Origin of the sequence: Planococcus sp. 1R117A, assembly GCF_051417975.1 — a bacterium.
Taxonomy (GTDB): domain Bacteria; phylum Bacillota; class Bacilli; order Bacillales_A; family Planococcaceae; genus Planococcus; species Planococcus shenhongbingii.
Genome location: NZ_JBPRLO010000003.1, coordinates 488,760 through 501,218, shown reverse-complemented (window position 1 = coordinate 501,218; position 12,459 = coordinate 488,760). Strand labels below are relative to the sequence as shown.

The 12,459-nt window shown below is 43.6% G+C and carries 13 protein-coding genes and 1 tRNA gene; 9 read left to right on the top strand and 5 right to left on the bottom strand.

Features of this window, described 5'->3' with window-relative positions:
* Positions 1–62: 62 nt before the first annotated feature.
* On the bottom strand, positions 63–785 hold the full coding sequence (locus ACSFXN_RS12230) for an alpha/beta hydrolase (RefSeq protein WP_300989780.1): 723 nt from the start codon (positions 783–785) through the stop codon (positions 63–65).
* 103 nt (positions 786–888) lie between these two features.
* On the opposite strand from ACSFXN_RS12230, the gene ACSFXN_RS12225 reads away from it, so the two are divergent.
* The 4 genes from ACSFXN_RS12225 to ACSFXN_RS12210 all read left to right on the top strand — a co-directional run bounded on the left by ACSFXN_RS12225 (position 889) and on the right by ACSFXN_RS12210 (position 5,190).
* The gene (locus ACSFXN_RS12225; RefSeq protein WP_437150393.1) at positions 889–1,473 is read left to right on the top strand and encodes a phosphatidylglycerophosphatase A family protein; all 585 of its coding nucleotides are present in this window, start codon (positions 889–891) and stop codon (positions 1,471–1,473) included.
* Between the two features lie 105 nt (positions 1,474–1,578).
* Positions 1,579–2,568: a TAXI family TRAP transporter solute-binding subunit gene (locus ACSFXN_RS12220; protein WP_437150392.1), complete on the top strand. Its 990-nt coding sequence runs from the start codon at positions 1,579–1,581 to the stop codon at positions 2,566–2,568.
* Between the two features lie 77 nt (positions 2,569–2,645).
* Positions 2,646–3,167 carry a DUF1850 domain-containing protein gene (locus ACSFXN_RS12215; protein WP_437150391.1) on the top strand — a complete coding sequence of 174 codons (522 nt, stop codon included), beginning with the start codon at positions 2,646–2,648 and terminating at the stop codon, positions 3,165–3,167.
* A complete protein-coding gene (locus ACSFXN_RS12210; RefSeq protein ID WP_437150390.1) occupies positions 3,157–5,190 on the top strand; it encodes a TRAP transporter permease in 2,034 nt (677 codons plus the stop codon). The genes ACSFXN_RS12215 and ACSFXN_RS12210 overlap by 11 nt, the downstream gene beginning before the upstream one ends.
* A gap of 137 nt (positions 5,191–5,327) precedes the next feature.
* Here the strand turns inward: ACSFXN_RS12210 and ACSFXN_RS12205 are convergent.
* The 4 genes from ACSFXN_RS12205 to ACSFXN_RS12190 all read right to left on the bottom strand — a co-directional run bounded on the left by ACSFXN_RS12205 (position 5,328) and on the right by ACSFXN_RS12190 (position 7,075).
* Positions 5,328–5,400, bottom strand: a tRNA-Val gene (locus tag ACSFXN_RS12205).
* Positions 5,401–5,453: 53 nt separating this feature from the next.
* Positions 5,454–5,975, bottom strand: a complete 522-nt coding sequence (locus ACSFXN_RS12200; protein WP_437150389.1) for a 2'-5' RNA ligase family protein — start codon at positions 5,973–5,975, stop codon at positions 5,454–5,456.
* Between the two features lie 15 nt (positions 5,976–5,990).
* The gene (locus tag ACSFXN_RS12195; protein ID WP_437150388.1) at positions 5,991–6,716 is read right to left on the bottom strand and encodes a thermonuclease family protein; all 726 of its coding nucleotides are present in this window, start codon (positions 6,714–6,716) and stop codon (positions 5,991–5,993) included.
* A 215-nt stretch (positions 6,717–6,931) separates the two neighbouring features.
* A complete protein-coding gene (locus ACSFXN_RS12190; RefSeq protein WP_437150386.1) occupies positions 6,932–7,075 on the bottom strand; it encodes a hypothetical protein in 144 nt (47 codons plus the stop codon).
* A gap of 119 nt (positions 7,076–7,194) precedes the next feature.
* Here ACSFXN_RS12190 and ACSFXN_RS12185 point away from each other — a divergent pair, with 119 nt between their 5' ends.
* The 5 genes from ACSFXN_RS12185 (at position 7,195) to ACSFXN_RS12165 (ending at position 12,393) form a co-directional block, all read left to right on the top strand.
* Positions 7,195–8,115 carry a Gfo/Idh/MocA family protein gene (locus tag ACSFXN_RS12185; protein WP_437150384.1) on the top strand — a complete coding sequence of 307 codons (921 nt, stop codon included), beginning with the start codon at positions 7,195–7,197 and terminating at the stop codon, positions 8,113–8,115.
* Between the two features lie 71 nt (positions 8,116–8,186).
* The gene (locus ACSFXN_RS12180; RefSeq protein ID WP_437150382.1) at positions 8,187–9,575 is read left to right on the top strand and encodes an aldehyde dehydrogenase; all 1,389 of its coding nucleotides are present in this window, start codon (positions 8,187–8,189) and stop codon (positions 9,573–9,575) included.
* 61 nt (positions 9,576–9,636) lie between these two features.
* Positions 9,637–10,335: a response regulator transcription factor gene (locus tag ACSFXN_RS12175; protein ID WP_437150380.1), complete on the top strand. Its 699-nt coding sequence runs from the start codon at positions 9,637–9,639 to the stop codon at positions 10,333–10,335.
* Positions 10,319–11,689: a sensor histidine kinase gene (locus ACSFXN_RS12170; RefSeq protein WP_437150378.1), complete on the top strand. Its 1,371-nt coding sequence runs from the start codon at positions 10,319–10,321 to the stop codon at positions 11,687–11,689. Before ACSFXN_RS12175 ends, ACSFXN_RS12170 begins: the two co-directional genes overlap by 17 nt.
* Positions 11,689–12,393 (top strand): PepSY domain-containing protein, encoded by a 705-nt coding sequence (locus tag ACSFXN_RS12165; RefSeq protein ID WP_437150376.1) that lies wholly within the window; start codon positions 11,689–11,691, stop codon positions 12,391–12,393. The genes ACSFXN_RS12170 and ACSFXN_RS12165 overlap by 1 nt, the downstream gene beginning before the upstream one ends.
* Positions 12,394–12,459: the final 66 nt, after the last annotated feature.

Here is a 12,459-nt window from a genome sequence, read left to right as displayed (position 1 = left end):
GTCTATAGTAAATATTTCAATATTCATTATACCAAAAAAACATGAAAGCCGTGAATTGAGAATTATAAACCGAAATTCTGCAGCAAGGCCCTTTTTAAATCAGGTTGCCAATGCTTCCATGTATGGTCTCCTTCAAATTCTTCGTAAAAGATGGAAAACCCTTTATTTTTCAGTAAATTGTTTAATTTTCTATTAGGTTCCAGAAAATCAGCCGTTTCTCCGGACATTAATTTTACAGCCGTTTCTCCTTTTCCAATTACGTGGTAAACAGTAAAAGCATTTGCTGGATTAAAGGCCTCCACAGTTTCCATCAATTCATCGCTCACTTTCGGTGACTGCAAAATCACACGGCCAAATATATTTGGATATTTCAAAGCGGCGCTGAGTGATACAGTTGCGGCCAATGAGTCTCCGATCAATGCACGCCCCATTCCCACTTGGTAAGTCGGGTAGTTTTCATCTAAATAAGGCACGAGTTCGTGTGCTAGAAAGCGTAAGTATGCGCCATGTTTTTCACCGGCAGGTTCATACTTGCTGCTGCGGTCTTTTACACTTTTATAAGGAACGCCGACAAAAATGATGTTTTCGATTTCATTATTATCCAATAGCTCGTCCGCAATACGCGGCGCACGGCCCAACTGGAAATAATCTTTGCCGTCAGAGGCAATGATCAAAGTATATTTATATAATGGTGAAAAATTAGCAGGAAGGTAAATTAGAAGCTGCATGTCTTCCTGAAGTTCTTTGCTATAAATGGATAAATCCTGTACTGTTCCTCTATTCATTGATAGACCTCCTAGTGCTTTCTGTACGAAAATTGTAACATATTCACCGGTAGAGGTATAATAGGCAGGAAAGTTAAAGATATTATGGAAGGGGATATGACCTATGGATGGAGGGAAATTCCGGATACATTCGGAAGAAATAACAAAAGCGACTCTTGATGCTCTGGAGCGCCGAGGTGTAAGTAGCGAAGAAATCGCAAAAATTGTATTGGAAATGCAATTGCCTTATAACGAAGGCTTGACAATCGACCATTGCATCGAGTCGGTGGAAAGTGTACTTAGAAAACGCGAAATGCAGCATGCATTGCTAGTAGGAATTGAATTGGATGAACTTGCAGAACAAGGGAAATTATCACGCCCGCTTCAGCAGATTGTCGGTTCGGATGAAGGGTTGTTTGGAGTCGATGAAATGATCGGACTTGGCGCAGTGTTAACATACGGCAGTATTGCCGTTACTACTTTTGGACACCTAGATAAAAATAAAGTAGGGATTATCCGTAAATTGGATACGAAAATAGGCGGCAATGTCCATACTTTCCTTGATGATCTAGTGGCCAGTGTAGCGGCTTGCGCATCTGCGCGTATAGCTCACCGCACCAGAGATTTAGAGGAAAAAGGAATGACATTTGAAGATGTTGCGCCAGAAGATACAGCACCGGAAAAACATGTAGAAGGTGCTGAAAAGTAAAAGAGTCAATTCTCCTTATAATTTTTGGAAAATTCAGATGGTAAACAAGTCTAAAGACATGTTATGATGAATTTGAAATATTCTAAAAAAGGGGGAATTCATTTTATGGCAAACAAAAAATTCGGATTTTTCGCTGCAGTGGCATTGGCAGGATCGGTTTTTTTGGCAGGGTGCGGAGGAGAAACGGCAACTGACAGCGGGGAAGGGGGAGATGGCGGTGGTTCAGCCAATCCTGAATTTCTTAGCATCTTAACAGGCGGTACGACAGGCACTTATTATCCATTAGGTGGAGCAATGGCAACAATCATTGAAAATGAAACGGGCATTGATACGACTGCTGAGTCTTCACAGGCTTCTGCTGCCAATATGACTGCCCTCGCTGATGGCGGAGCCCAGATTGCTTTTGTCCAAACCGACACGGCCTATTACGCAGCGGAAGGAACAAATATGTTTGAAGGTGAAGTAATCGATACGGTATCTGCAATTGGCGCTCTTTATCCCGAAACGGTTCAATTGGTGACTACTGCAAATGCCGGTATTGCTGCCTTTGAAGATTTGAAAGGAAAAAAAGTTTCGGTCGGTGCTCCTGGATCCGGGACGTATATCAATGCGGAACAGTTGCTTGAGATTCATGGGATGACGATGGAAGATGTTGAAGCACAAAACCTGGATTTTGCTGAATCCCAGGAAAGTTTGCAAGCCGGGCAAATTGATGCTGCATTCATTACCGCTGGAACTCCTACAGGAGCTGTTGAAAGTTTAAGTGCGACGGCCGATGTTAGAATCGTCCCTGTGGCAGAAGACAAGGCTAAGGAATTGATTGAAAAATATCCTTATTATACGAACGATACAATTAAATCAGGAACATACGGGTTAACAGAAGATGTTCCGACTGTTTCTGTGCTGGCGATGCTGGTAGTACAAGATGAGCTTTCTGAAGATCTTGTTTATGACATCACAAAAGCGATTTATGAAAACACTGATCAGATTCAACATGCAAAAGCAGAGTTCATTAAAGCGGAAACTGCTCTGGAAGGCATCGGAATCGATGTACATCCTGGTGCACAAAAGTATTTTGATGAAGTGAACAAATAATATTTTGACTAAGTGACGATAAAGCGAAAGCTTTATCGTCGTTATTTATTTTTTCGTAAGAGGAGCGAGCATATGCAATGGAACCAAAACCGGTGCAGCTATTTCTTCTAGTATTAATGGTCCTTATATTATTCTGTACAGCTGCAATCGTTCCTGTTAACAAAAATTACGTCTTTATTGACAATGAAACCGGGCATATTGCTTTACGTTTGCCTGTTAAAGATACGAATTTTCAGATCAAGTATACTCATTCCGTCCATTTATCGGAGGTGCTGGAAAGTTATCAAGTGCTTCCGGATAATCGCTTGAGAATAGTCCAACTGGAATATGAAGATTTTAATATTGGGATGCCTTCTAATGCAGGAGAAGGGGAAACCTTTGTCGAAAAAGACGGAAAATATACTATTGCCGGCATGAAAAGAGAAGTGCCTGATTTCAGAATTTTTATTGGCGATGTGGATGCTGGCCTTTCTTTTTTGAGTAATGGTCAGGAGTACGATTTAAAGAAAATCCTAAAACGCGGCCAATCTTACACATTTCAAGTCAAGCGTTTATCTCTTATCCAACAATTAAGAGGAGTGAACATCGATGAGCCATGAGCTGCCCCCAGAAGAGAAAGAGAAATTGAAACTGCCTCCGGAAGAGGAAACCTATATTTCTGAAGAAAAACAAAAAGAAATTTTGCAAAAGTACGATCCTGAATCAAATACACGCGATTTAATGGGGATTGCTAAACATATTGTATTTTATGGGTTATTGGCATTTTCATTGTTTCAGCTCTATACCGCCATCAACGGGCAGTTTACAGCATATTTACAGCGGTCGATTCACTTAGGCTTTGCCTTGTCGTTAATCTTTCTTTTGTTTCCTGCCTTTAAGAAAAAAGGAGATCGGCGCAAAGTACCTTTTTATGATTATATTTTATCTTTGCTGTCAATCGTAGTTGGAGCTTATTGGCCGTTAATGTATGATGATTTGGTGTTCCGGATCGGCCGAGTGACAGATTTGGATTTGTTTGTCGGCATACTTGCTATCCTTTTGACTCTTGAGGCCACACGGAGGGCTGTCGGGTTGCCAATCACAATTATTTCTTCAATTTTTTTATCATATACCTTTTTCGGCCCTTATTTCCCTGGGTTTTTAAGGCACCGGGGACAGGATTTGGAATCCGTCATCCAGTTGATGTTTTATACAACTGATGGAATTCTAGGGACACCTCTAGCGGTTTCGGCAACGTTCATTTTTGTTTATTTATTGTTCGGGGCTTTTTTAGTGAAGACGGGAGTCGGAGAATATTTTAATGATTTATCCGTTTCGCTTGCCGGCCATTTAATCGGAGGACCAGCAAAAGTTGCGATTTTCTCCAGCGCTCTGCAAGGAACCATTTCAGGAAGCTCTGTGGCCAACGTTGTAACGTCTGGGGCATACACAATTCCAATGATGAAAAAGCTTGGCTATAACAAAGAATTCGCAGGGGCCGTGGAAGCAACGTCTTCCACAGGTGGCCAGATTATGCCGCCTATTATGGGAGCAGCTGCTTTCTTAATGGTGGAATTTATCGGGGGCATCAGTTACTGGGATATTGCTAAAGCTGCTGCTATTCCTGCAATTCTGTATTTTTCAGGCGTTTGGATCATGACGCATTTTGAAGCGAAGCGGGTAGGCCTTCGTGGCCTTTCGAAAGAAGAAATGCCTGACCGTAAAGAGGTATTGAAGAAAATACATCTTTTGCTTCCAATTTTAATTATAATTGTCTTCTTGATGATTGGAGTTCCGACCATGCACGCTGCATTGTATGGTATTCTTGCTACGATCTTAGTCAGTGCCATCAATAAAGAAACACGCTTAAGTTTTAAGGACATGGTCCATGCTTTAGTGGACGGCGCGCGAACGGCTCTTGCTGTAGGTGCTGCCACAGCTGCAGCGGGCATTATCGTAGGAGTAGTGGTGAAGACAGGTTTGGGATTAAGCTTGGCAAACGGGCTGATTTCAGCATCAGGAGGCAGCATCTTATTGACTTTATTCTTTACTATGCTCGCTGCAATTGTTCTCGGAATGGGTTCGCCGACAACAGCAAACTATGTAATCACGTCCACAATTGCTGCCCCTGCCATTATTACCTTATTAATGCTTGACGAACCGGCAGGAGCTGCCGTACCGATGGTTGTCGCTATTTCTGCCCATCTCTTCGTATTCTATTTTGGGATTATCGCCGATATTACGCCGCCGGTTGCACTAGCTGCATTCGCAGCATCTGGCATTTCCGGTGGAGAACCGATTCGGACTGGCATAATTTCTGCTAAATTGGCGGCCGCTGCCTTTATTATTCCGTATATGTTTGTTTTGTCTCCAACGCTGTTAATGATTGATACGACCTGGCCAGAACTGACTTGGGTAGTCCTTACGGCATTTGCCGGGATGATAGCAGTAGGCGCTGGACTGATTGGATATTGGTATCGGAAACTCAATTGGATTGAGCGAATTATTGCTTTAGTTACTGGTTTAGCGTTGATTTATCCGGAAGGACTGTATTCTTATATAGGCGCAGTAGTGTTTATTATCTTGTTTGTTATCCAATGGATGTCGCGGGAAAAGAAAGTCTCGCATACCTCTGTAGCATAGCTGAAAAAATCCCGTTGAGAAGCATGAGGCTTCTCGACGGGATTTTATTTTATAAAAATAAAAAGCCGCTGCCCGAAGGCAACGGCTTTTTCTAAGCAACCTTTGTTCCTAAAGTTTGCTGTGGGTTTGGCACCCAATGATTCCTACTGGGCTCGAACCAGCGACCTCTACCCTGTCAAGGTAGCGCTCTCCCAGCTGAGCTAAGGAATCTCAATTTCCAGGACAAATATAATTATATCGTGCCCTGGAAAAAAGTCAATAGCCTACTCAGAAAGAAAAATACTCCATTCAGTTTGTGCTTTTCCATGGATCAATGACCAGCATTCGATGGCGATTGCTTTGCCTTCGAATGGTTCGAAATCCATTGAAAGCCGCGCAAACATTGGTCCCCAAAAAGGAGGGGAGATATTGTTGATGATGGTGGAATGAGGCACCCAGTGTTCAGGTTTGTAATACTTCTTTTGCCCAGTGAATTCATGCGTTGAAAGATTTAATGTTTCATGCAGATATGCTAATGGTTTTGTATAAACAGGTGATGCGTAGAAACATCCTTGCTGCTTGAAAAATCCGAGAGATGCAAATGGCAAAGAGAGCTGCTTTGTTTGTCCAGCCCATGTTTCAACTGCTTTCTTCAACTCAATTGGATTGGTCTGGTTGAATGACTGCAGCGTAATATGCGGAGGCAACGCCACTTCCTGTTTTAAGCTGGCGGTTTGCGCCTGCTGCTGGAGCTGTTCCAAGATATTGGATGCATGATAATCGAGCCGTAAAACGATGACTTGCATAAAAGGCCTCCTCATTTAACTTCCTGTGCTTCTGAACCCAGCATCCCGCGCTTCTTGTTCTGTACAGAACCATTCTTCGGGATTTGTTTGTTCGTATGAACCTTCTCCAGGCAGATGATAGATTTTATCACCGCTGCGGTTAATGTTTCCTTTAATCTGGCATTCGCCGTCGACAGAATCTTGAGGACTTTGTCGGCTTACATCTCCGTAGGCATCTGCATTAAAGCCGCGGTCCGTCGAATAATTTTCAAATTCCCAAATACCGATGCCGGCTTCTTGGGCGATTTGTTCCGCTTCCTCAAATTCCTCAACATAACGCGTATTTGGTGGATAAACGTAAGCAACACGGGCAAACCCTGATTTAAGCATCTGCTCTTGCACACTTTCTCCATTTACATAAACATAAGCGAGCAGCCGTCCGTAGTCATCAAATCGATCTCCTACATCAAACTCAACCGATACATCACCCGATTCAATAAGCCGTTTGTTTTCCACTGTGGCTTCGCTGCCAAGCGGCTGTTCTCCGAGCCGTGGATGGTTTGTTTCCGGCGTATCAATCAGCAGATAGCGAACCGTTTCTTCTTTGCCTTCGTACATGATTTTGATGGTATCACCGTCGATGACAGAAGTGACTTCAACGTCAATGCGGTCCGTTGTTCCAGATGTGTCGGTAGAATCCAATAACGCACAGCCGGAAAGCAATAATAATAGCGCTGTTAACAATCCGATTATATTTTTCACATTAATCCCTGCTTCCATTTTTTCATTATATTTACTTGAAGTTCGGCTTGCAATCAAAAATTTGCTAAACTGCGGTTAACACAAAGGAAACATTAGATTTTTGGAAAAGCATTGAGAAATAGAATCTGGACATGACAAAACGCCTTTTCAATTGAACATTGAACAAGGCGTTTTTATGTACTGCAGCGACTGTATTCAATTAGTAAGTGCGCCAATTAAGCGTGTGACTCCATGTCAATTTGAGATTCATCAAAATATAAGAATGACTCTTGTTCCATATTGTCTAATTTGTCTTTGTTTAATCCCACTTCAAGTTCTCCGGAAAAAATTGGTTCCCACCAGTTTGCTTGTTTATCCATCGTAATTTCCTCCTCAACTCATATTGTAATTGTTTGACTATTCTATACCCCTAAAGGTTACACTAATAAACAGAAAGAAATAAAATAAGCCTTTAGGCCTTGCGGAAAAGAGGGAGAAAATGATTTCAATCGGCATTATTGGAGCTGGCATTGTAGGTGAACGCATCATTAAGGAAATACAGCAAGACGGCAAAATAGATATCAAAGGTGTATATGATGTGCAGCAGGAACGTCTTCAATATCTGAATAAAACATATGGAGTCCCAATCGCGGAATCGTTCGAAACAATCCTTCATTCTAATATTGATTGGCTGTATATCGGCACACCTCCAGCGTCACATTCGGAAATAGCCAAACGTGCTGCGGGTGCCGGAATACATGTGTTAAGCGAAAAGCCATTGGCGCACAATGTGGCAGACGGCGAAGAGATGGTAGCGGCTGTTGAAAAAAGCCGTGTCCGGACTGCCATGCATTTTCCTTTAATGTACTCTCCAGCTGTCCATGACATGGTCAAGCGAATCCGCACCGGCAATATCGGTAAAATAACGCGAATTGAATTGCATACTTTTTTCCCGGACTGGCCGCGGGCTTGGCAGCAAAATCCATGGATTGCTTCAAGAAGCCAAGGGGGCTTTGTTCGTGAAGTATTTCCTCATTATCTGCAGCTGCTGAACCGCGTATTCGGGGAACTGAAGATTGCCTCGCATCATATCAGTTATCCGGAACAAGAGGATAAATGCGAAACTGGCATTGTAGCCCATGGATTGACTGCCGGCAATATTCCATTTTTAATTTCCGGGCTCAGTGGGATCGGACAAAAAGAGCTGCTGCAATTTAAAGTTTACGGTGAAGAAGGCGTGTTGACGCTTGAGAATTGGTCGAATCTTTATGAGGAGCGAAAATACGAAGAGCGGAAACAAATCACAGGTTTTGTGGAAGTGCCGACTTTATTTGATGCCATGCGTTCCCAGTCAACTTTTCTGGTCACTTTTGAAGAGGGATTGGTCGTGCAGCGGCATATTGATCATTTGCTTCAATAAAATTGATTGCCAGGACTGATAGAGGGTAAAGAACTAAAAACGAACATTTAATAATAGAGGGGGATTGAATAATGGAAGTTACATCCGCAAGCGTCGAAAAGATTATTGAAGAACAGCAAGCATTCTTTTATACCGGTGCTACAAGAGGTGCCAGTTTCCGAAAAGCTCAGCTACAACGGCTAAAGCAAGCCATTGCAAAATATGAGAAAGATATTACGCAAGCATTGAAAAAGGATTTGGGCAAAAGCGAATTTGAGGCATATACAACTGAAGTAGGATTCGTTCTCGACAGCATCGGTTTTATGACGAAGAATCTGGGTGAATGGATGGAACCCGAACAAGTGAAGACACCGCTGCACTTTCAGCCTGCAAAAAGTTTTGTGCTGCGGGAACCTTATGGCTCTGTATTGATCATCGGTCCGTTCAATTATCCGTTCCAATTGATTATGGAACCGTTGATCGGCGCCATTATTGGGGGCAACTGCGCTGTAGTTAAACCGTCGGAGACCACCCCAAACGTCACGCGAGTAGTCCGCCAGCTAATAGAAGAAACGTTTCCTTCCTATTACATACAAGTAGTAGAAGGCGAACGTGAAGAAGTGACCGCGCTAATCCATGCGCCGTTCGATTATATATTCTTTACCGGCAGTGTTAATGTCGGAAAAGTCATTATGAAAGCAGCTTCTGAACGGCTGACTCCCATTACGTTGGAACTGGGAGGGAAAAGTCCAGCAATTGTCGACCAAACCGCGAATCTCGACTTAGCGGCAAAACGAATTGCATGGGGAAAACTAATGAATAATGGCCAGACTTGCGTTGCCCCGGATTATGTCTGTGTCCACGAGTCTGTAAAAGATGAATTTATGAAAAAACTGCTCAAGACAATTCGAAGCTTTTATGGCAAAAATGCACAACAAAGCCCGGATTATAGCCGTATTGTCTCGCTTCAGCATTTTGACCGATTGGCGGCAATTATTGAGAAGGAATCAGCCCATATTGTATCAGGCGGCAAGATGGACCGGGATGAGCGATATATTGAACCGGTTGTTCTTGATAACATCCAATGGACTAGCCCTTCCATGGAAGATGAATTGTTTGGCCCGATTCTTCCGGTCATTACCTATAGCGATCTTCCGGCACTATTGCGCCAAATCCGAAAAATGCCAAAGCCGTTGTCAGCATATATGTTCTCGGAAAATGAACGCGCCATCAACTTTTTCCTGGAAGAGCTGCCTTTCGGCGGCGGCTGCATCAATGACACTGTTTCCCATGTCGGCAGCCCATATCTGCCGTTTGGCGGTATCGGTACATCAGGCATAAATTCTTATCACGGCAAGGCTAGTTTTGAGACATTCACGCATGCCAAATCAATATTGAAAAAATCCACAAAATTGTCGACCAATATTCTCTTTCCGCCATATGGAAAAAGAGTCAAGTTAGTCAGAACTGTACTGAAATAAGCGGCCTGCGGGTCGCTTTTTTCTTTAGGTTTGCTAGAATAACTAGTAAGAGGTGACGGAAATGGCAGAACGCATTCTGATAGTAGAAGATGAAAAGAATATTGCACGTGTATTGGAACTTGAACTTACATACGAAGGATATAAAACAGGAGTTGCCTATACAGGGTCGGAAGGACTCATTCAATTCCGGGAAAATGACTGGGATTTGATTTTGCTTGATTTAATGCTCCCAGAAATCCATGGTTTGGATGTGCTGAAGCGCATTCGTTCTTCAGATTCCGCGGTGCCGGTCATTTTGCTGACAGCAAAAAATGACGTTAAAGACAAAGTGGCCGGTCTCGATTTAGGGGCCAATGACTATGTGACGAAACCATTCGAAATTGAAGAGCTGCTGGCACGCATTCGTGCTTGCCTGCGATTATCCACAGGAAACGGCCATTCCGAAGTGCACCGTTTTGAAGATCTGGAACTGAATGAAACGACGCGGGATGTATCGAGAAATGGGCGGGCGATTGAACTGACGCCGCGCGAATTTGATTTGCTGCTGTATTTAATCCAGCATCCGCGACAAGTATTTAGCCGTGAGCAAGTGCTGAATGCAGTATGGGGCTATGATTATTACGGAGATACGAATGTCATTGATGTATATATCCGTTATTTGCGGAAAAAAGTTGACGCTGGGGAAGCTTCCACTTATATTCAAACCGTTCGGGGCGTAGGCTATGTCTTGAAGGAGCATATGAATGAAACTGAAAAATAAAATCCATGTTTGGACGACTTTGCTGATGCTGGTCATTTTGCTGGTGCTCATGACAGTAATTTATTTTTCGTTCAGTCGTTTGACGTATTCATCGGAAGTTAGCCAGCTGCGTACGGAAGCCAGTGTGGTAGTGGCGGAGTTGAACAAAACTTCGGCAGAAGATCCCACGACGGTGCTTCGGGGGTACGTGCCAGTTAATGGTTCGATCCAAGTCAACCGGAATGGAGAGAAACTGACTCGAACAATTCAAGATCCCTCTGTTACTATTGAGCTTCCTGCAGATCTGCCGGAAGCTTCAGGTACCATACAAGTCGAAGGTGAACTTTTCGCTTATGTGACAACGCCGGTCATTTGGACGGACGGGGAAGTGGCAAATTTGACGATTGCCCAGTCGATGCGGGAAGTAACAGGGAATCTCCAGACGCTGCGTCTTGTTCTGATCACGGTGACGGTGCTTGCCATGATTCCGGTCGTGATTTCGAGCATCGTTCTTGGCAAGATCATTACGAAGCCAATTACGGATTTAACCAACACGATGACACGCATTCAGCGCAATGGCAAATTCGAGAAATTGCAGATTACTGAAGAAACAAATGACGAAATCGGCCAAATGGGCCAGACATTCAACGAAATGATGGCTCTTCTAGAAGAAAACTACACAAAGCAGGAAGAGTTTGTATCGAACGCATCCCATGAATTGAAGACGCCTTTGACGGTGATTGGAAGTTACGCAAAATTGCTGCAGCGGCAGGGAATGGACGATGAAAAAATTGCCGACGAAGGGCTTACCGCCATCCGGAACGAAACGGACCGTATGAAAGCTTTAATCGAGCAATTATTGCATATTGCGCGGCAAAGTGAGTCGCAGCTTGAATATTCGAAAGTAAATGTCGTGGAAGTGCTTGAGCAAACAACTGCGGCTCTGACGACTTCGTATAACCGGGAGTATCTCTTGCAAGTACGCGAACCGGATATATTTGTAACGACGGATCTTGCGAAGCTCAAGCAGCTGTTATATATACTGCTTGACAATGCACGTAAATACAGCAGCGATCGGATTGAAGTGGTGGCTAAAAATGAAGGGCGCACCCTTATTCAAATCCGGGACTACGGCATCGGAATCCCGAAAGAATCGCTGCCATTTATCTTTGAGCGCTTCTACCGGGTGGATAAGGCGCGAAGCCGCGAAACTGGGGGCTCGGGCCTTGGGTTATCGTTCGCAAGGCAATTAGCGGATTCGCTAGGCATCGAATTGGAAATCGAAAGCATTGAGCAGATGGGGACGACTGTTTCAATTATTTTCTCATCAGATTTTAATGTTGGCGCGGTACAATCAAGCCAGGAGGGATTATGATGAGAAAATGGATGCTTATGGCAGCAGGAACCATCTTGCTTGGTGTTATTGTCATCGCCTATCTCTTGAACCCATTCATCGGTACTGAAAGCATCAGTGCTGCAGAAGCAGAGCAATCGGTACTGGAAATGTACGGGGGAGAGGTAGTCGGGACATCCGAATCCAAAGACAGTTTTGCAGTAGACTTTGATAAAGCAGATGGCCTTTATACCGCGATCGTCAACAAAGAGACAGGCCAAGTGGAGTCGATGAAACTCGTTGAGAAAAAGGAACAGCCAGTTGAACTGACAAAAGAACAGGCAGCAGCGGCTGCGTTAAAAGAAGTTGATGGGACCTTGGAAGAAGTCACTTACTCAAAAGATAAGCGTGAATATGAAGTGAAAATAAAAGATGGTGAAAATATAGCAACAGTGCTCGTAGCTTCCAAGACAGGCGAAGTTCGAAAAATCACAACAAACTCGTCCGTTGAAGCAGACAACAAACCAGCTCCAGAGCCTAAACCGAACCCGGTGATTTTAAAAGATGAAGCAATCGCTATTGCGAAACAGACGCTTGACGGAGAAGTGCAGGAAGTCGAATTTGTGGAAACCGAAGATGGCGGCTATTATTTAGTGGAAATTGAAAACGAAGAAACCGAACAGGAAGTAACTGTCCAAATCCATGCAATCCGCGGTGAAACTTTGACCGTGGAATGGGATGATTAAACCAGTAGAATTCTTAATGAATTTCTCATCAAATTCTCATAAACCCCTCATCGTCTTCTCAGAAGC